The following is an 18,402-nucleotide window of genomic DNA, read 5'->3' on the forward strand; positions in this document are numbered from 1 at the left end:
CTGCTGAGTGCTACCCAAATGTCCGATACCCGCTAACGCTAGGGGCGTTGTCAGTGCGTGGAGCTACCGTGCGAGCGTGAATGATCTCCTGGGTAGGGTCCTTGAGCTGCAACCGTCCTGGACGGCCGCCAACACGGAAGAGATGCAGGAACGAGGCGTCATCATCCGGCAGTTGATCCCCGACCTCTTGCGAGTAGAGGAAGGCCGTCTGTCGACTGAGCTCGGCGTTTCGCTCGCTGACTTCGCTGTCGAGGGCCGTGACGGTACGGGTCTCAAGTCGGAGGTCCCGTGGGTTCGTGTGTTCGGACGCGAGGAGTCTCCGAGCTCGACCATCGGGTGGTACGTCGTCTACCTGTTCAGCGCCTCCGGCCGGCACGTCTACCTGTCTCTGAACCAGGGGACGACGATCTGGACGGGCGGGGTGTTCAAACCGCGCAAGCTCGCAGATCTCCGGGCTCGTGTCGATTGGGCGCTGCCACTGCTGGCAGAAGCCACCACCGGGCGACCGGACCTGCACAGGACGATCGATTTGGATGCCAGGACCCCTCTGGGCCGCGGTTACGAGCCGGGGAACGTGCTGGCCATCGCGTACGAGCGCGATCAACTGCCCGCGCAGGAGGCCCTGCTGGACGACCTGTCCTTCATGACGGGGCTTCTCGGCGCCCTCTACAAGGCCGAGCGGTTGTCTCCCTACATCCCCGGAGATCCCACTCCGGAGGTGGTGGAGGCCGAGCAGAGTGCGGCGAAGACCGCTGGCCGGCGCACCCGCAGCGGTTCACGGCCGAGTAGGTCGGGGCAGGGCTTTCTGCTTACGGCGGGCGAGCGGCGAGCCATCGAGCGCCACAGCGTCCGCATGGCTACTGAGTACTTTGTCGCACAGGGGTGGAAGGTCAAGGACGTCGGCGACAAGGAGTCCTTCGACCTTCTGCTCACACAGGGCGAACAACGGATGCACGTTGAGGTCAAGGGAACGACTTCGGCAGGGCGAGAGGTAATCCTCACGCGCGCGGAGGTCGAGAAGCAGCGCAGGTACTACCCGGACAACGCGTTGGTCGTCGTGCACTCGATCGACTTGGACCGCACGCAGGAGGAACCTGCCGCATCTGGAGGCATCCTCCACTGCGCCTCACCGTGGGTGGTGGAGGACGAGGACCTCACGGTGATCTCGTACGTGTACCGGACGCGGGTTGACAGCCCACAGCCTACTGAGGAGGTCAGGAATTCGCCCCTGGTTCCCTCAGGCGTCCCCCAGCAGCGGACTGCATGGGGAGAGCCGCAGGTCACCGATCGTGAGCGGAGCCCGCAGTAAGTGGGCCGCCCCGTGCTCACTGCTGATCCGCAGGCACTTCACCTCGGCACTGGCAGCGCGACTGGCGATGCCTGCCCGTCCCAGGTCACGTAGATCGCCGTCGGGAGCGGCAAACCCATCGCGGTGACGATAACGAATTCGTGGCCGTCACCTGCTTCGATCGTCTCGCCGTTAGGCAGGTCTCGGCACTGGTCCGGCTCGCCAGCCCGTACGGTCGTCACGTTGATGGCTGGCCCGGTGCCATGGTTCCGTACGATGTACAGCACTCCCTTGACTGATCCACGCGCAGTGCAGGCTTGGGGCGCGCCGCCTCGGCCTCAGCGTCCCGTCGCTCCTGCGCCTCACGCCGCATCTCGGCAAGCGTGGCTTCGTCCGCCGTTGCCAAGCGCCGTGCCGCCTCCGCAGAATCCTTCGCTGACTGCACCGACTCCTTGCTGTGCTTCAACGCGACGCCGCTGATCGCGGCCGCAGTGGCAGCGACGACAAGAGCAGCCCATGCGGTACGTCTCCCCAGTTCATGGCCCGGACGATAGCCGACCTCGCGGCCTACCTAGCAGGCGTAGGCAAGGGGTAGACAGCCCCGGATAGGCGCGGCTTGAAGGGCATCATGTCCCGCATGGAGGAACGACGTAGCGCTCGGGCCCGCCAGCTCCGCCTCAGTCTCACCGTAGAAAGCCCGGAACTCCGGAGGATAGGGACGAGGCATGACTGCCAGCCTTCCGTGAAGGGCTGTCAGTTAGCCACCATAACTGGAACCTGAGAGGTAGGGCACGTCATGGTGTAACCCAATCGAACCTCGGCCGTCGACGACCAGCGGGTTCGTCGGCACTCGAGACGGCGTATGGCCATCGAAAGGGTGACCGGAGCGCCGAACGCGTAGGTCGGTAACATCCGCGCGCCCCGCGGTTGCCACCGCGCCACAAAGACGCAAGGTTGCGAGCCGCGCGACCGGTGAGTCCGTAGGCACCGACCACCGCGGCGTCCGCCACATCAGCCCGCCCTTCAGCGGTTTCGCCGATGAGCTGCTGTCCCAGCGCTTGAAGAGCAAGGTCATTAGACCCGTTGTCGTGGCGGGAGTTGAGACGAATGAGTCGAGGCATACGGGGCCGACCCGGTCGGACTGGTTTCGGCTCATCACGTTCGCGTGTCTTCTGCGGGTAGGAAGCGGGGGTAGATGTTCACTGGAGACGCACGAACCTGAGGCGATGGGCACGTTTGCGGGTATGGGGGGAAGCAGAACGGGTTCCGGCTCTTGATCGGTGGTCGAGAAAGGCCGGGGGGCGGTCCGGGATGGGGGCTGGTGTGAGTTCTGCGGGTTTGCGGGTGCTGTATCTGACGGCGTCCTCGTATGGGGATCTCCGGGTAGGTGAGGAGGTCCGGCGGGTACGCGCGGGGGTGAGGGCGGCGCTGCATCGTGATGCGGTGACGATTGAGCACCTGCCGGCGGCGACGTTGGGGGATCTGCTGGACGGGCTGACCCGGGTGGTGCCACAAGTAGTCAGTTTCTCCGGGCACGCCGATGAGGGGTTCCTGGAGTTCGAGACCGGCGCGGACCGGCGCGGCGGCGGCCACCTGCTGGCAGCAGAGGTGTTCGCTCAGGCGATGCAGGCGGTCGATGTCCCGCCGCAGTTGGTGGTGTTGAACGCGTGCAAGTCCCAGGCACACCTGCAGGAGTTGGTGCGGGTGGTCCCGTTGGCGGTGGGGATGACCGACAGCATCGGTGATGCGGCCGCACTCACGTTCGCCGCCCGCTTCTACGCCTCGCTCACTGACGGGCAGTCGGTCCTGGCCTCCTACCGTCTGGCCAAAGTCCAGATGGCCGGCTCGTCCAGCTCTGCAGGGGACGCTGGTCTCCCGGTCCTGGCCCATGATCCAGCGTTGGATCCGTCCGCTGTCCGATTGGTGCTGCCACACCCTTCGTAGCCGGATCCGATGCCGGCTCGACCGGATCCGGAGTTCACCGGGCCGTAGACCAGGATGAACCAGTGTTGGTGGGAGTACTGCCGCTGACAGCGGACTGCTTCCAGGAACGCGAGGTCTCCCGCAGGCTGGAGACCGCTTTGGCCGCCGGGCAGACAGCCGTTCTCACCGGCAGCACCCACCACAGTGGGGGGTCGGGGGTGCTCTCGGGAATGGGCGGGGTGGGAAAAACCCAGTTGGCCGCCGCCCACGCCCGCCGCGCCCTAGCCAGCCGAAAGGCGGCGGTGGTGGTGTGGGTGACAGCCTCCTCCCGCCAAGCAATCATCGACGCCTACGCCCAGGCCCGCCACCACTCTGGGGCTCCCCGAATGCGCTGGCACCGACCCATCGGCCGACGCTTCCCACTTCCTGACCTGGACCACCACCACCAGACGCTCCTGGCTGGTGGTCCTCGACGACATCCAGGACCCCAAGGACGTGTCGAAGCTGTGGCCGCCCGCCGATGCGCAGGGGCAAGTGCTGGCCACCACCCGCCGCCAAGACGCCGCCCTAGCCGGACAAGGCCGGCGTCTCGTCTCGATCGACACCTACACCCCGGCAGAAGCCCGCGCCTACCTCACCGACCGACTCACCTCCCACCACCGGACCGAGCCAACTGAGCAGATCGACGGCCTCGCGGCTGATCTGGGGTTTCTGCCGCTGGCTCTTGCGCAGGCTGCCGCCTACCTCATTGACGACGGGATAGCGATCGCCACCTATCGAACCCTGCTCGCCGAGCAGACGCTCGAAGGCGTGAAGCCTCGCAGCCTTCCCGACGACCACGAACAGATCGTCGCCAAAACCTGGGCGCTGTCCATCGACCGCGCCAACACCGCCCACCCCGTCGGGATGGCACGGCCGCTCCTGGAACTGCTGTCGGTCCTGGACCCCAACGGCATCCCCTATCGCGTCCTCACCAGCCCGCCTGTCCTGGACCGCTTGGCCGTCGATACTCCTGACCAGGTTCGGAGAGGGCTACGGGTGCTGCACGGATTCAACCTCATCACCCATAACGCCGATGCCACCCATCGCGAGATCCGCGTCCACCAACTCATCCAACGCGCCACCTACGAAGCCCTCACCCCCAATCAACAACTCGACACCGCCTACCTTGCCGCCGACGCACTCCAGGAGGCATGGCCAGACATCGAAAGCGATGAACTCGGTGCCATCCTCCGCGCCAACACCACCGCCCTACGTGAAACCACCGGCACCGCCCTCTGGCAACGCAACAACCAAATCCACTTCCTTCTATCCAAGAGTGCGCAGAGACTCGGTGAGGCTCTGCAACCCGCAGCCGCTCTTGCTGAATTCACTCAGCTCCACATCGCAACCGAAGAGATTTTCGGTCCTGACCATCTCAGCGCTCTTCAGCTTCGGCAGAGGGTGACGTACTGGCGAGGCAACTCGGGAGACGAGTCTGGAGCGGTGGCAGCTTTCGAGGACTTGCTGACCGACATGCTGCGCGTACTCGGGCCAGATCACTTTGAAACCTTGCTTACTCGTTATGAACTGGCGAGTTGTCGGGTGGATGCTGGGGACACAGACAGGGCTGTGTCTGAGTTCAGGACCCTGCTGGCCGACTACACGCGAGTCATGGGCGCCCAGCACCACGAAACACTCACCACACGCTTTGGGCTGGCGCAGGCGCTGCTGGAAGCGGGAGATCGTGCCGCCGCGGCCGCGATGCTCGAGGAACTGCTAGCCGATGACATCAGAGTCCTGGGACCAGACCACCCACATGTCCTGACCGACCGCTACATGCTGGCACTCCTCCATGAGAGCGACGCAGAGGTGATCGCGGCCCTCGAACATCTCCGGACTGATGAACTACGGATCCTAGGGCCACGCCACCCTCAAAGCTTCGCGACCCGAGGCGAATTGGCACGACGGCGGGTCGCGGCAGGTGACACCGCTGAAGCATTGGCCGACCTAGAAGAGCTACTCGCCGACCAGACACAGACAGTGGGAGCCGATCACCCCGCAACTCGCACCACCCAACGTGAGCTCCAGCAGCAGGCATTCCTGTACGCCCGCGCACTGACCGAGCAAGCACACGAACTCGCCTCCTCCCACAATCGTGAAGAGGCCATCACCAGCTACCAAGAAGCAATCCGCCTCAACCCCGACTACGCCGAAGCGCATAAGGGGCTGGCGAATCTCTTTCGTCAGCTCGGCCGACACGAGGCGGCCATCACCGCCTACCATGACGTGATCCGCCTGGGCTCCGATGATCCCCAAATCCACCAAGACCTCGGCGATACACTCACCAGCCTGGGGCGCCATGGAGAAGCTAAAAGCGCCCATTACGAAGCGACTCGACTCAAAAGCCTAGCCAGCAGACGACTGGGAGATATAGCGGCCGGGCAAGGCAACCACGAGGAAGCCATCCTCTCCTACCGCGAAGCGGCTCACCTCAACCCCGACGACGCCACCACCCACAACAACCTCGGGGCCACACTGTTCGAGTTGGGGCGGCTCGCCGAGGCCGAGGCAGTCATGCAGCGGGCGATCGAGATCAACCCCGCCTACGCCACGGCCCACAACAACCTCGGGGCCACACTGTTCGAATTGGGGCGGTTCACCGAGGCCGAGGCAGCCTTGCAGCGGGCGATCGAGGTCAACCCCGCCTACGACAAAGCGCATCGTTGGCTGGGGGCCACACGGTTCCAGTTGGGGCGGCTCGCCGAGGCCGAGGCAGCCTTGCAGCGGGCGATCGAGATCAATCCCGACGACGCCACGGCCCACAACAACCTCGGGGTCACACTGTTCGAATTGGGGCGGTTCACCGAGGCCGAGGCAGCCTTGCAGCGGGCGATCGAGGTCAACCCCGCCTACGACAAAGCGCATCGTTGGCTGGGGGCCACACGGTTCGAGTTGGGGCGGTTCACCGAGGCCGAGGCAGCCTTGCAGCGGGCGATCGAGATCAACCCCGACGACGCCATGGCCCATTTCTCACTAGGGAGGGCGTTGTTGTTCCGGGGGTCACGGGAGGAAGCGCGAGCAGAGCTGCGTCAAGGCGGGACAAGGCCGGAGGTTCAGTTGCTGCGATGGATCGCTGATCGCGCGGAGACAGCGCCGGGTGAGGTCTTAGGTGGGTCTCCACAATCGGTCCTGGCGGCTCTGGAGCAGCCCTTGCCGCCTGACGTTGCGAGGCCGTCGATGTTCCGATTGGCGGAGATCAGGGCGCTGGCCCTGGCCGGCTGCGGTGAAGCGGACGAGGCGGTGCACACGCTGCGGGCGGCAATGGGAGAGCGCCGACCGTCGGACCGGTTCGCAAAGCCGCTGTATGACCTACTTGCTCGTCCGGAGCCAGTTGCCGGGCTGCTGGAACTACGGGAGGTATGGCGGGAGATCATCACGGTGGATCCGTCGGCGGCAGCTCCTAAAGACGGCCGGGCTCCTGCATGAGCCGGAGACGTCAAGGCCGAGCTGGCAGGGGAAGAGCTCGTGCTCGATGTGCACGCCGCCCCGCACCCGGCGCCGGTAGAAGGGGAACCAGAGGCATCCGTGCTCATGCGGCGGCGGTACTTCACCAGTCAGGTCCGGCCGGCGGCCGCGATGGGCACCTGCCGTCGGGCGGCGGTGGTTGGGGACGGCCCTGCCCACGATGCCCCGAGTGGCCTTGCCGCCAGCTCAGCGCAATGGGGGCCTCGTGGCCGTATGAGCAGTGCAACCGCGGGTTCGGGTGTGTCCAGCAGCGCGTTGAGCGTTGGTGGCCACCTGGGTGCGAGTTAAGTCGGCGTCGGTGAGCATTACCAGCGACTGTTTCCCCCGCACGTCCCCCAGCAGTGGCAAGTTCACGAGAAGCTGCAGGCTGCATGGGGTGAACGGAGCCCGCTGTAAATCTGCCGGCTCAGCCTTCCCAGGTTCGAATCCTGGCGCCGCCACGCTGAGAAAGACCCCCTCCGAACTGCGGAAACGCAGCGCGGAGGGGGTCTCTTCGTGTTACGGCACCCGTTCGTCCTGCTCCCGCAGGGCCGACTGCATGTGGCGGCAGCGGTCCATGGAGTGGCGGCGCGTCCAGACGGTCCACCAGGCGATGCCGATCAGGAGAACGGCGCAGAACACCGGGAGGGAGAGCGAGCCGGTGGCGGCACCTAGGACGAGCACTCCGACCGCGATGAGGGTCATCAGCCCCAGTGAATACGGCAGCCACCTTCCCGCGCGCTCCATCCGCCGCAGGTGCTCGGCGACCAGTCGGCGCATGATCGCCCGTTCCTCGGGATCGCTGGGCACCTCGCGGTGCCGGATCTTGCGGTCGAGGTCGGCGAGCCTGCGCGGGTCGGTGCCGGTCGCGCGGCCGATCCTGCGGCGCTGTACGGCCATGAACGCGACGCCGATACCCGTGTACAGCGCGCTGCGCAGCAGCCAGGACACCGGATGCTCGTCCGGGCGGGAGAACAGGGCGGTGATGGCCAGGGCCAGGAGGAAGGCCAGGACGGCCTGTGCGGTCAGACTGTGGTCGAGCCGACGCTTCAGGGCGCTCACGGCGCGTATCTCCTCGTAAACGAAGGGGTGTTGCCGCTGACGTATCCCGAATACCCCGGAAACCAGACCGTATTGACCGCGGAACGAGGCACGGCCCGTGGGGCGCATCGGCTGACCACCCGCACGCCGCCGGCGCCCCACCCGCGACTCGTTGGTGCCCGCCGTCCTGGCACTCGCCCCGGACGGCGCGGGGCGGGGCGTCATGGTCCGGCTGACGACGGCCGACGGGCGGCGCGCACCTGCGCCGGTAGGCCGGATTCCTCACCGCGCGGGGGAGACTGACCCCATGTCCACTCGCCGTAGACGCTGCCCCGAATGCCGTCGTGAGATCGCCGTCGTCGCCGGCCGCTTCGCACGGCACGACCCGCCCCGCGCCCGCGAGCACGGCGCCCTGGTCTCCTGCCCCGGCTCCCGCCGCCAGGCCGAGGCCGACGCCGCCCAACCCGCGCTGGACGGCTACGTCGTCCCCGACATGCCGGGCCAACTGCCCCTTTTCTGACCGCCGGTCAGGCCCGCGGCGCGCTCAACCTCAGTTCCCTGCCACCGACTTCACCGCGACCGACACCGGAGTCGACCCACCGACCAGCTCGAGCGTCAGGCCGGCGGTCGCGGCGGAGTCCACCAACTCCGCGAGTACGGCGGCCACGTCGTCGCGGGGGATCGCGGCGCGGCCGGTGTGCGCCTCCAGCCGTACAAGACCCGTGCCGGCGTCGTTCGTCAGCATCCCGGGGCGCAGGATCGTCCAGTCCAGTCCGTCCAGACCCTGGATGTACCGGTCGGCCTCGCCCTTCGCCCGCAGGTACACGTCGAACACGTCGTCACCCTCGTGCGCGGGGTCGGCGCCCATCGACGAAACGACCACGTACCGGCGTACGCCCGCACGCACCGCCGCGTCCGCGAACAGGATCGCCGCCGCCTTGTCCACCGAATCCTTGCGCGCGGTCCCGCTGCCCGCGCCGGCGCCCGCCGCGAACACGGCCGCGTCCGCCCCGCGCAGCTGCGCCGCGACCTCCTCCACCGAGGCCGACTCCAGATCCAGCACGATCGGTTCGGCCCCTGCCTCCCGCAGATCGTCGCCCTGCTCGGCGCGGCGGATGATCCCCGCGACCTCGTCCCCGCGCCCGGCGAGCAGCCGTTCCAGCCGCAGCGCGATCTGACCATGACCACCAGCGATGACAATGCGCATGCCTCCGACCGTACGCCCGGCCGACCGCATCCGCCGCACGACTTCAGCCACGCCACAAGAGCGCGCCTGCCGTCCTTACGACACCTCGCCCGCAGCGGCCCCTCTGCGGCACCCCGCGCCCGCGTCACCCGTCCTACGACACCTCGCCCCGCCCCTGCCGAGGCAGCCCCAACTCGGCCGCGGCGGCGGAGTTGCAGTACTCCCGTACTGCGCTCGTCCGGGCCACCACCCGCCCCCGGTGCACCACGATCCGGCTGTACGCCAGCGACAACGCCCCCGACAGCCGGTCGCCGCGCACCGCGAGCAACTCGGCCGGGAAGCCCGCCTCGACCCGCACCTCGGGCAGCCCAAGGACGGCGCGGGCCGACGCGCTCACGGCGTCGTAGGCCTCCTCGGGGCGCAGCCCGTAGCGGGAGGCGAGCAGGTAGGCCGCCTCCAAGGGGTCGCCGCGTCCCACGGGGTTGGACAGGTCCCGCAGCGCACCGCTGCCCGCGGCGACCCGCACGCCGGCCGCGCGCAGCAGCCGTACCGGGGCCGTGCCGCGCCGGTCGGTGCCCGAGCAGCCGCCCTGCGGCACGCACACCACCGTGACCCCGGCCGCCGCGAGCTGGTCGGCGGTGCGCCGGGCCGCCTCGGCGGGCATCCGTCCCAGCCCCCCGCACGGGCCGAGGGTCACGCCGGGGCGCAGCCCGCCGGCCATCGCGGCGAGGCGGGCGAGGCGGGCCGGGTCGTCGACATCGGTGTGCAGGTCGACGGGACAGCCGTACTCGGAGGCGATCTCCAGGACGGCCTGCACATAGCCGGTCGGATCGGGGTCCAGGTCCGGGCATCCGCCCACCACCGACGCGCCCATCTTGACCGCGTCGCGCAGCACGGCGAGCCCGTCCGCGCCGGCGACCCCGGTCAGCACCCTCGGCATCGCCACGGCCGTCAGCTCGGTCAGCCCGCGCAGCGAACGCCGTGCCCGCAGTACGGCGGCCAGTGCGCCGAGCCCCTGCACGTCGCCCACGCGCACGTGTGCCCGCAACGCCGTCGCTCCGTGCCCGAGTTGCAGTAGTGCCGCCTCCGTGGCGCGGCGCTGGACGTCCTGGGGGTCGTAGGAGGCGGGGCCGTCGCCGTCGGCCGACAGCGCGGTGTCGCCGTGGGCGTGCGGCTCGGCCGGGGCCGGCAGGAGCAGATAGCCGCTCAGGTCCACCCGCGCCCCGTACGCGCGCGTGCCGCCCACCGCCAGGCTCCCCGCCGTGCCGACCGCCTCGATGCGCCCGCCGCCCAGCCGTACGTCCACGGTCCGGCCGTCGGTCAGCCGCGCCCCGCAGAGCAGGAGAGCGGCGGGGTCGCCCGGACCGGAGGAGCCCGAGGAGCCGGAGGGCGACGAGTGGGGCGGCTGCGGCTGGCTGTCGGGCATCGCGCTCCTGGGACAAGGGGACACAAGATCACGCAGAGTGAGTCGAGCCTAGGGCGGTGATCCGTCGCCGGCGGGGAGGAGCGCAATAGTCGTACCGGTGTGGTCATCCGTGCGGGGGGCGACCTCAGGGACTGGTGGGGAGGCCGCGGAAAGACCGTCGGGAGCCCGCCGACGAGACCGGGACGGGGGCCGCGAAACGGATTTGGGTGAACGGCGGCGGACCGTGTAATGTCTTCATCGCTCGCCCCAATAGCTCAGTCGGCAGAGCGTCTCCATGGTAAGGAGAAGGTCTACGGTTCGATTCCGTATTGGGGCTCTGGTGTGAGAGGTTCCCGTCGCGAGGCGGGAACGGATCGCATCACAGCGGTGTAGCTCAGTCGGTAGAGCAAGCGGCTCATAATCGCTGTGTCACCGGTTCAAGTCCGGTCACCGCTACTGACAGTAGCCGATTGCGGGGTCGGTCCTTCGATCGGCTACTCTTCTATGCGTTGAACCCGTCCCATCCGTTCGTCAAGGAGCACTCACGTGGCTGCCACCGACGTCCGCCCGAAGATCACGCTGGCCTGCGTGGAGTGCAAGGAGCGGAACTACATCACCAAGAAGAACCGGCGTAACAACCCGGACCGTCTTGAGATGAAGAAGCACTGCCCGCGTTGCAACGCGCACACCGCGCACCGCGAAACGCGATAAATCAGGCTCGTACACGAGGCCGCCCCCACCACAAGGGGGCGGCCTCGCGTCGTTTGAGCCGGCGCAGTGCGCTTCCGCCCGCGCAGTGAACGTAAGTCATCGACACCAGGAGGTGCCGAGCCATGGCGCTCGACCAGTCCTTCGTAGGGCGGACGTACCCGCCCACCGCCCCCTACGAGGTGGGCCGGGAGAAGATCCGTGAGTTCGCGGAGGCGGTGGGGGACACCAACCCCGCGTACACGGACCCGGAGGCCGCCAAGGCGCTCGGTCACCCCGACGTCGTCGCCCCACCGACTTTTGTGTTCGCCATCACCTTCAAGGCGGCGGGACAGGTCGTCCAGGACCCGCAGCTGGGCCTGGACTACAGCCGGGTCGTGCACGGCGACCAGAAGTTCTCCTACGTCCGCCCGGTGCGGGCCGGTGACCGTCTGACCGTCACCTCCACCATCGAGGCGATCAAGTCCATGGCGGGCAACGACATCCTGGACATCCGCGGCGAGGTCCACGACGAGGCGGGCGAACACGTCGTCACCGCCTGGACGAAGCTCGTCGCCCGCGCGGCAGAGGGGGCGTGAGGAAGAACATGACGGCGAAGATCGCATACGACGACGTCGAGGTCGGCACCGAACTGCCCGCCCAGACCTTCCCCGTGACCCGCGCCACGCTCGTTCAGTACGCGGGCGCCTCCGGGGACTTCAACCCCATCCACTGGAACGAGAAGTTCGCCAAGGAGGTGGGCCTCCCGGACGTCATCGCGCACGGCATGTTCACCATGGCCGAGGCGATCCGGGTGGTCACCGACTGGACCGGCGACCCGGGCGCGGTCGTCGAGTACGGCGTTCGCTTCACCAAGCCCGTCGTCGTCCCGAACGACGACCAGGGCGCGGTGATCGAGGTCGCCGCCAAGGTCGCCGCCAAGCTCGACGACAACACGGTCCGCGTGGACCTCACGGCGACCAGCGCCGGCCAGAAGGTCCTGGGCATGTCGCGGGCGGTCGTCCGCCTGGCGTGAGCCCCGCGCGCGTGGCCACCGGTAAGGGGCGCCCTCCCTGGCGAGGCGCCCCTTACTCACCCTCCCCGCCCCCCTCGACACCTCATCCTCTCGGCCCCCCTTGACGGAGTTAGTGATTGAGCACTAACTTACTCGCATGGTCAGGATGAGCGCAGAAGAGAGGCGCGAGAGCGTCATCCGCGCGGCGACGGCCGAGTTCGCCCGCGGCGGCTACTACGGCACCTCCACCGAGGCGATCGCCAAGCGCGTGGGTGTCTCGCAGCCGTATCTCTTCCGCCTCTTCCCGGGCAAGAAGGCGATCTTCCTCGCGGCGTCCCAGCGCTGCCTGGAGGACACGATCCGCACCTTCCAGGAAGCCGCCGAGGGCCTGGAGGGCGAGGAGGCCCTGCGCGCCATGGCGAACGCCTACACCAAGGTCATCGCCGAGGAGCCCGAGCGGCTGCTGATGCAGATGCAGATGTACGTGGCCGTCGCCGCCGCGGAGCAGGCCGGCGAACCGGAGTTCGGCGAGCAGGTGCGGGCGGGCTGGATGCGCCTGTGGGACACGGTCCACCTGTCGCTGGGCGCCGACACCGACGAGACGACGACCTTCATGGCGTACGGGATGCTCATCAACTGCCTCGTGTCCATGGGCTTCCCGCCCGGGCACAGGATCTGGGAAGGGCTGTACCCGGAGGCGCGCCTCAGGGGCCGGCTGGAGAAGTAGAAACACAGGGTGCAACGGGAGGGCGAACGCCCGCCCGTCACGGCGGATTTCCATGCCCGCAAAAGTTAGTCATCAATAACTAATCACCTGTCGACCCACAACCGATGACCCTCTGGGGGAGCGATGTCAGAGCAGACCGCACGTCGCGGGGGAACCGTCTGGGCCCTCGTCATCACCAGCGTCGCCGGATTCATGGCGGCCCTCGACAACCTCGTGGTCACCACGGCCCTGCCCTCCATCCGCAAGGATCTGGGCGGAGCCCTGGACGACCTGGAATGGACGGTCAGCGCCTACACCCTGACCTTCGCCGTCCTGCTCATGTTCGGCGCGGCACTCGGCGACCGCTTCGGCCGGCGCCGCCTCTTCCTCACCGGCCTCACGATCTTCACCGGCGCCTCCGCCGCCGCGGCCATGTCGACCGGCATCAACGGCCTGATCGCGGCCCGGGCGGTCCAGGGAGTCGGCGCGGCGATCATGATGCCGCTCACCCTCACCCTCCTCACCGCGGCCGTCCCCGCCGCCAAGCGCGGGATGGCGTACGGCATCTGGGGCGCGGTCAACGGCCTGGCCGTGGCCTCCGGCCCGCTGATCGGCGGCAGCCTGACCGAACACGTCTCCTGGCACTGGATCTTCTGGCTGAACGTCCCCCTGGGCATCGCCCTACTGCCCCTCGCCCGCCTGCGCCTGGCCGAGTCGTACGGCACCGGGGCCCCGCTGGACATCCCCGGCACCCTCCTGGCCAGCACGGGCCTGTTCGGGATCGTCTACGGCCTGGTCCGCGGCCCCGCCGACGGCTGGACGGCACCTCTCGTCCTCACCGGCCTGTTCGCGGGCGCCGCGCTGATCACCGCCTTCGTCCTCTACAGCCTGCGTGCCAAGAACCCCATGCTGCCGATGCGGCTGTTCCGCTCCCGGGCCTTCTCCGGCATCAACGCGGCGAGCCTGCTGATGTTCCTCGGGATGTTCGGCTCGATCTTCCTGCTCAGCCAGTTCATGCAGGGCGTCCTCGGCTACTCGCCCACCGAGGCGGGCCTGCGGATGCTCCCCTGGACCGGCATGCCGATGCTCGTCGCCCCGGTGGCCGGCATCCTGTCCGACCGCATCGGGGGCCGCCCCGTGGTCGCCGCGGGTCTCTTCTTCCAGGCGGCGGGCCTCGGCTGGATGGCCGCCGTGGTCGACCCCGGCGTCTCCTACTCCGCCCAGCTCCCCGCGCTGATCATCAGCGGCATCGGCATGGGCCTGTTCTTCGCTCCGGCCGCCAACCTGGTCATGTCCAGCGTCCGCGGCACGGAGCAGGGCATCGCCTCCGGCGCCAACAACGCACTGCGCGAGGTGGGCGGCGCACTGGGCATCGCGATCATGTCCTCGATCTTCTCGTCCCAGGGTGGCTACGACTCCGCCCAGACCTTCGTCGACGGCCTCCAGCCGGCTTTGGTCACCGGCGCGGCGGTGGTCGCGGTCGCGGGTGCCGCGGCCCTGCTGATCCCCAGGCACCGTGCACCCCACCCGACGCAGGCCGCCCCGGCCGAGGACCCGACCCCCACGCTGGACCCCATCGCAGGCTGACCCCAGCCCCGGGCAACGGCTCCGCCCCCACAGGCGGAGCCGTTTCCCCGTACCCCAGCAGGTGGCTCCACATGGCCCGCACCAAGAGGCACCGCCGCGCCCACCCGTGCCGCCCAAGCGGCACGACTGCCCGCGGCTGAGCGGCTGCGACCACCGACGGCCGATCACCGCCGGTCACCGCGACCACCCACACACGCGTGCCCGCGGCTGAGCGGCGCAGCCGCACCCACGGATGACCGCCGCCGCCCCCGGCCCGGCACAAGCTGAGGCGCCGCAGCCGCTGTGGCCGCTGCCCTCTCCACAACTGCTGTCGGTGAATTGGTGCCGGCTCGCGGGTGCGTACGGCGGGGAGGGGGTGTGGTGGGGGGTGTCCGCCCGCAGCGGCGGGCGTCAAGGGGCAGTGCCTCTCGGCCGACGGAACCGCCCGTCCGAGGACGGACACCCCCCACCACACCCCCGCACCCCATCCGAACCCCGCGCAAGGGCCGACGCCGAAGGCCCTACCCTTGAGCCCGTGCAGGAACGACACGACGCCCCCCTCGCCCCGCTGACCACCTTCCGCCTGGGCGGCCCCGCCGCCCGCCTGATCACCGCCACCACCGACGCGGAGGTCATCGCGGCGGTCCGCGAGGCCGACGACACCGGCACCCCGCTCCTGCTGATCGGCGGCGGCTCGAACCTGGTCATCGGTGACAAGGGCTTCCCCGGCACCGCCCTGGTCGTCGCCACCAAGGGTTTCGCACTGGACGGCACCCGCCTGGAACTGGCCGCGGGCGAGGTGTGGACCGACGCGGTCGCCCGCACGGTCGACGCCGGCCTCGCCGGCATCGAATGCCTCGCCGGCATCCCCGGCTCCGCCGGCGCGACCCCCATCCAGAACGTGGGCGCCTACGGCCAGGAAGTCTCCTCGACGATCACCGAGGTCGTCGCCTACGACCGCACCACCCGCCGGACGGTCACCCTCCCGAACGCCGACTGCGCCTTCTCCTACCGCCACAGCCGCTTCAAGGCAGACCCCGACCGCTACGTCGTCCTCCGCGTCCGCTACGACCTCGAGGACGCGAACGGCCTCTCCGGCCCCATCAAGTACGCCGAGACGGCCCGCGCCCTCGGCGTCGAGCCCGGCGACCGCGTCCCCCTGTCCGCCGCCCGCGAGACGGTCCTCAAGCTCCGCTCGGGCAAGGGCATGGTCCTGGACCCCGAGGACCACGACACCTGGTCGGCGGGCTCCTTCTTCACCAACCCGATCCTCACGGACACCGACTTCGCCGCCTTCCGCGCACGCGTGAAGCAGCACCTCGGCCCCGACGCGGAACCCCCCGCCTACCCGGCGGGCGACGGCCACACCAAGACCTCGGCGGCCTGGCTGATCGACAAGGCGGGCTTCGCCAAGGGCTACGGCACCGGCCCCGCCCGCATCTCCACCAAGCACACGCTCGCCCTCACCAACAGGGGCGAAGCCACCACGGAGGACCTCCTCGCCTTGGCCCGCGAGGTCGTGGCAGGCGTCCACGAGACCTTCGGCATCACGCTGGTCAACGAACCGGTGACGGTCGGCGCCAGCCTGTAGCAGCCAAGCCCTCCTGTAGCAGCCAAGCCCCGCCGCACTACAGGGCCAGCCAGTCCTCCACCCCCGCCAGCAGCTTCGCCTTCACGTCCTCCGGCGCAGCCGACCCCCGCACCGACTGCCGGGCCAGTTCCGCCAACTCCCCATCACTGAAACCGTGGTGGCGCCGAGCGATCTCGTACTGCGCGGCGAGCCGGGACCCGAACAGCAGCGGATCGTCGGCGCCCAGGGCCATCGGCACACCGGCGTCGTACAGGGTCCGCAGCGGCACGTCCTCGGGCTTCTCGTACACACCCAGCGCGACGTTCGACGCCGGGCACACCTCGCAGGTCACGCCCCGGTCCGCGAGCCGCTTCATCAGCCGCGGGTCCTCGGCGGCCCGCACCCCGTGCCCCAGCCGGTCGGCATGCAGGTCGTCGAGGCAGTCCCGCACGGACGACGGCCCGGTCAGCTCCCCGCCGTGCGGGGCGGACAGCAGGCCGCCCTCGCGGGCGATGTGGAAGGCGCGGTCGAAGTCGCGCGCCATGCCCCGCCGTTCGTCGTTCGACAGTCCGAAGCCCACGACACCCCGGTCCGCGTACCGCACGGCGAGCCGGGCCAGCGTGCGCGCGTCCAGCGGATGCTTCATCCGGTTCGCGGCGACGAGGACCCGCATCCCGAGCCCCGTCTCCCTCGACGTGGTCTCGACCGCGTCGAGGATGATCTCCAGCGCGGAGATCAATCCGCCCAGCCGAGGGGCGTAGGAGGTCGGGTCGACCTGGATCTCCAGCCACCCCGACCCGTCCCGGACGTCCTCCTCGGCGGCCTCGCGCACCAGCCGCTGGATGTCCTCGGGCTCGCGCAGACAGGACCGGGCGGCGTCGTACAGCCGCTGGAAGCGGAACCAGCCCCGCTCGTCCGTGGCCCGCAGCTTCGGCGGTTCCCCACTGGTCAGCGCCTCGGTCAGGGCTTCGGGCAGCCGCACGCCGTACTTGTCGGCCAGTTCCAGGACGGTCCCCGGCCGCATGGACCCGGTGAAGTGCAGGTGCAGATGGGCCTTCGGCAGCTCAGAGACATCACGTACACGCTCCATCCCAGGATCCTGCCGTACGTCACCGCCGTCCCGGTAGCGGAATCCACGTTAGTGGTCTTGCTCGCACGAAAAAGCGGACCCCCTCGCACGAGGGAGCCCGCTCAGCCGTCGCTCAACAGTCGCCGATGCAGCGTGGACGTCAGTCCCGGGCCTCCGCCAGCAGCTTCTGGATCCGCGAGACACCCTCGACGAGGTCCTCGTCGCCCAGCGCGTACGACAACCGCAGATACCCGGGCGTGCCGAAGGCCTCGCCGGGTACGACCGCGACCTCGGCCTCCTCCAGGATGAGCGCGGCGAGCTCGACGGTGTCCTGCGGCCGCTTGCCGCGGATCTCCTTGCCGAGCAGGGCCTTCACGGACGGGTAGGCGTAGAACGCACCCTCGGGCTCCGGGCACACGACGCCGTCGATCTCGTTGAGCATCCGCACGATCGTCTTGCGGCGCCGGTCGAAGGCCTCGCGCATCGTCGCGACGGCCTCCAGGTCACCGGAGACGGCGGCGAGCGCCGCCACCTGCGCGACGTTGGACACGTTCGACGTGGCGTGCGACTGCAGGTTGGTGGCCGCCTTGACGACGTCCTTGGGGCCGATGACCCAGCCCACGCGCCAGCCGGTCATGGCGTACGTCTTGGCGACGCCGTTGACGACGATGCACTTGTCGCGCAGCTCGGGCAGCAGCGCCGGCAGGGACACGGAGACCGCGTCGCCGTAGACGAGGTGCTCGTAGATCTCGTCGGTCAGCACCCACAGGCCGTGCTCGACGGCCCAGCGGCCGATCGCCTCGGTCTCGGCCTCGGAGTACACCGCGCCGGTGGGGTTGGACGGCGAGACGAAGAGGACGACCTTCGTCTTCTCCGTGCGGGCGGCCTCCAGCTGCTCCACGCTGACGCGGTAGCCGGTGGTCTCGTCCGCGACGACCTCCACCGGGACGCCGCCGGCGAGACGGATCGACTCCGGGTACGTCGTCCAGTAGGGCGCGGGGACGATGACCTCGTCGCCCGGGTCGAGGATCGCGGCGAAGGCCTCGTAGATGGCCTGCTTGCCGCCGTTGGTGACGAGGATCTGCGAGACGTCGGGCTCCCAGCCGGAGTCGCGCAGTGTCTTCGCGGCGATCGCGGACTTCAGCTCGGGCAGGCCGCCGGCCGGCGTGTACCGGTGGTACTTGGGGTTCTTGCAGGCCTCGACGGCCGCCTCGACGATGTAGTCCGGGGTCGGGAAGTCGGGCTCACCGGCGCCGAAGCCGATCACCGGACGCCCGGCGGCCTTGAGGGCCTTGGCCTTGGCGTCCACGGCGAGGGTGGCGGACTCGGAGATCGCGCCGACTCGGGCGGAGACCCGGCGCTCGGTGGGAGGGGTTGCAGCGCTCATGGGCCCATCGTTCCAGACCGGAAACATGCCGGGCACGCGGGTTTCACAGACTGAACATCGAAGGGTCGGTCAC

16 protein-coding genes and 2 tRNA genes are annotated in these 18,402 nt (G+C 69.2%); 12 read left to right on the top strand and 6 right to left on the bottom strand.

The window, feature by feature from the left end:
• Nucleotides 1-76: 76 nt before the first annotated feature.
• Nucleotides 77-1,309 carry an MrcB family domain-containing protein gene (locus tag LN251_RS17095; RefSeq protein WP_458245183.1) on the top strand — a complete coding sequence of 411 codons (1,233 nt, stop codon included), beginning with the start codon at nucleotides 77-79 and terminating at the stop codon, nucleotides 1,307-1,309.
• Between the two features lie 38 nt (nucleotides 1,310-1,347).
• Here the strand turns inward: LN251_RS17095 and LN251_RS17100 are convergent, their stop codons facing one another.
• Nucleotides 1,348-1,575: a hypothetical protein gene (locus LN251_RS17100; RefSeq protein WP_458245184.1), complete on the bottom strand. Its 228-nt coding sequence runs from the start codon at nucleotides 1,573-1,575 to the stop codon at nucleotides 1,348-1,350.
• Between the two features lie 1,024 nt (nucleotides 1,576-2,599).
• Here LN251_RS17100 and LN251_RS17105 point away from each other — a divergent pair.
• Both LN251_RS17105 and LN251_RS17110 read left to right on the top strand, forming a co-directional pair.
• Nucleotides 2,600-3,232 carry a CHAT domain-containing protein gene (locus LN251_RS17105; RefSeq protein WP_458245185.1) on the top strand — a complete coding sequence of 211 codons (633 nt, stop codon included), beginning with the start codon at nucleotides 2,600-2,602 and terminating at the stop codon, nucleotides 3,230-3,232.
• 441 nt (nucleotides 3,233-3,673) lie between these two features.
• Nucleotides 3,674-6,679, top strand: coding sequence for a tetratricopeptide repeat protein (locus LN251_RS17110; RefSeq protein ID WP_458245186.1), 3,006 nt, complete (start codon nucleotides 3,674-3,676; stop codon nucleotides 6,677-6,679).
• Nucleotides 6,680-7,216: 537 nt separating this feature from the next.
• Here the strand turns inward: LN251_RS17110 and LN251_RS17115 are convergent.
• A complete protein-coding gene (locus LN251_RS17115; RefSeq protein ID WP_458245187.1) occupies nucleotides 7,217-7,759 on the bottom strand; it encodes a hypothetical protein in 543 nt (180 codons plus the stop codon).
• A gap of 286 nt (nucleotides 7,760-8,045) precedes the next feature.
• Here LN251_RS17115 and LN251_RS17120 point away from each other — a divergent pair, with 286 nt between their 5' ends.
• Nucleotides 8,046-8,258 carry a hypothetical protein gene (locus tag LN251_RS17120; protein ID WP_458245188.1) on the top strand — a complete coding sequence of 71 codons (213 nt, stop codon included), beginning with the start codon at nucleotides 8,046-8,048 and terminating at the stop codon, nucleotides 8,256-8,258.
• Between the two features lie 30 nt (nucleotides 8,259-8,288).
• Here LN251_RS17120 and LN251_RS17125 read toward each other — a convergent pair whose 3' ends face one another.
• Both LN251_RS17125 and LN251_RS17130 read right to left on the bottom strand, forming a co-directional pair.
• Nucleotides 8,289-8,945 carry an NAD(P)H-binding protein gene (locus LN251_RS17125; protein ID WP_458245189.1) on the bottom strand — a complete coding sequence of 219 codons (657 nt, stop codon included), beginning with the start codon at nucleotides 8,943-8,945 and terminating at the stop codon, nucleotides 8,289-8,291.
• A gap of 133 nt (nucleotides 8,946-9,078) precedes the next feature.
• Nucleotides 9,079-10,350: an amidohydrolase family protein gene (locus tag LN251_RS17130; protein WP_458245190.1), complete on the bottom strand. Its 1,272-nt coding sequence runs from the start codon at nucleotides 10,348-10,350 to the stop codon at nucleotides 9,079-9,081.
• 243 nt (nucleotides 10,351-10,593) lie between these two features.
• On the opposite strand from LN251_RS17130, the gene LN251_RS17135 reads away from it, so the two are divergent.
• The 8 genes from LN251_RS17135 to LN251_RS17170 all read left to right on the top strand — a co-directional run bounded on the left by LN251_RS17135 (nucleotide 10,594) and on the right by LN251_RS17170 (nucleotide 15,894).
• Nucleotides 10,594-10,666, top strand: a tRNA-Thr gene (locus LN251_RS17135).
• 46 nt (nucleotides 10,667-10,712) lie between these two features.
• Nucleotides 10,713-10,785 (top strand) — tRNA-Met (locus LN251_RS17140).
• A 90-nt stretch (nucleotides 10,786-10,875) separates the two neighbouring features.
• Entirely contained in the window at nucleotides 10,876-11,040 is a 165-nt protein-coding gene (gene rpmG, locus LN251_RS17145; RefSeq protein ID WP_003948671.1) for a 50S ribosomal protein L33, read from the top strand.
• A gap of 122 nt (nucleotides 11,041-11,162) precedes the next feature.
• Nucleotides 11,163-11,615 carry an FAS1-like dehydratase domain-containing protein gene (locus tag LN251_RS17150; protein WP_458245191.1) on the top strand — a complete coding sequence of 151 codons (453 nt, stop codon included), beginning with the start codon at nucleotides 11,163-11,165 and terminating at the stop codon, nucleotides 11,613-11,615.
• A gap of 8 nt (nucleotides 11,616-11,623) precedes the next feature.
• Nucleotides 11,624-12,052 carry a MaoC family dehydratase gene (locus LN251_RS17155; RefSeq protein ID WP_249835140.1) on the top strand — a complete coding sequence of 143 codons (429 nt, stop codon included), beginning with the start codon at nucleotides 11,624-11,626 and terminating at the stop codon, nucleotides 12,050-12,052.
• Nucleotides 12,053-12,188: 136 nt separating this feature from the next.
• Nucleotides 12,189-12,758, top strand: a complete 570-nt coding sequence (locus LN251_RS17160) for a TetR/AcrR family transcriptional regulator (RefSeq protein ID WP_203237693.1) — start codon at nucleotides 12,189-12,191, stop codon at nucleotides 12,756-12,758.
• Nucleotides 12,759-12,881: 123 nt separating this feature from the next.
• Nucleotides 12,882-14,324 carry a DHA2 family efflux MFS transporter permease subunit gene (locus LN251_RS17165; RefSeq protein ID WP_458245192.1) on the top strand — a complete coding sequence of 481 codons (1,443 nt, stop codon included), beginning with the start codon at nucleotides 12,882-12,884 and terminating at the stop codon, nucleotides 14,322-14,324.
• A 514-nt stretch (nucleotides 14,325-14,838) separates the two neighbouring features.
• Nucleotides 14,839-15,894 carry a UDP-N-acetylmuramate dehydrogenase gene (locus tag LN251_RS17170; RefSeq protein WP_458245193.1) on the top strand — a complete coding sequence of 352 codons (1,056 nt, stop codon included), beginning with the start codon at nucleotides 14,839-14,841 and terminating at the stop codon, nucleotides 15,892-15,894.
• A gap of 37 nt (nucleotides 15,895-15,931) precedes the next feature.
• Here the strand turns inward: LN251_RS17170 and LN251_RS17175 are convergent, their stop codons facing one another.
• The gene (locus LN251_RS17175; RefSeq protein ID WP_458245194.1) at nucleotides 15,932-16,963 is read right to left on the bottom strand and encodes an adenosine deaminase; all 1,032 of its coding nucleotides are present in this window, start codon (nucleotides 16,961-16,963) and stop codon (nucleotides 15,932-15,934) included.
• A gap of 139 nt (nucleotides 16,964-17,102) precedes the next feature.
• Nucleotides 17,103-18,329 (bottom strand): pyridoxal phosphate-dependent aminotransferase, encoded by a 1,227-nt coding sequence (locus LN251_RS17180; RefSeq protein ID WP_383666623.1) that lies wholly within the window; start codon nucleotides 18,327-18,329, stop codon nucleotides 17,103-17,105.
• Nucleotides 18,330-18,402: the final 73 nt, after the last annotated feature.

The sequence above is a fragment of the Streptomyces sp. MAI_2237 genome (assembly GCF_054189285.1).

Coding starts and splice junctions, on each gene's coding strand:
- LN251_RS17130 (WP_458245190.1), bottom strand. CDS start 10,350: ATGCCCGACAGCCAGCCGCAGCCGCCCCACTCGTCGCCCTCCGGCTCC.
- LN251_RS17180 (WP_383666623.1), bottom strand. CDS start 18,329: ATGAGCGCTGCAACCCCTCCCACCGAGCGCCGGGTCTCCGCCCGAGTC.
- LN251_RS17175 (WP_458245194.1), bottom strand. CDS start 16,963: ATGGAGCGTGTACGTGATGTCTCTGAGCTGCCGAAGGCCCATCTGCAC.
- LN251_RS17155 (WP_249835140.1), top strand. CDS start 11,624: ATGACGGCGAAGATCGCATACGACGACGTCGAGGTCGGCACCGAACTG.
- LN251_RS17120 (WP_458245188.1), top strand. CDS start 8,046: ATGTCCACTCGCCGTAGACGCTGCCCCGAATGCCGTCGTGAGATCGCC.
- LN251_RS17105 (WP_458245185.1), top strand. CDS start 2,600: ATGGGGGCTGGTGTGAGTTCTGCGGGTTTGCGGGTGCTGTATCTGACG.
- LN251_RS17165 (WP_458245192.1), top strand. CDS start 12,882: ATGTCAGAGCAGACCGCACGTCGCGGGGGAACCGTCTGGGCCCTCGTC.
- LN251_RS17160 (WP_203237693.1), top strand. CDS start 12,189: ATGGTCAGGATGAGCGCAGAAGAGAGGCGCGAGAGCGTCATCCGCGCG.
- LN251_RS17125 (WP_458245189.1), bottom strand. CDS start 8,945: ATGCGCATTGTCATCGCTGGTGGTCATGGTCAGATCGCGCTGCGGCTG.
- LN251_RS17150 (WP_458245191.1), top strand. CDS start 11,163: ATGGCGCTCGACCAGTCCTTCGTAGGGCGGACGTACCCGCCCACCGCC.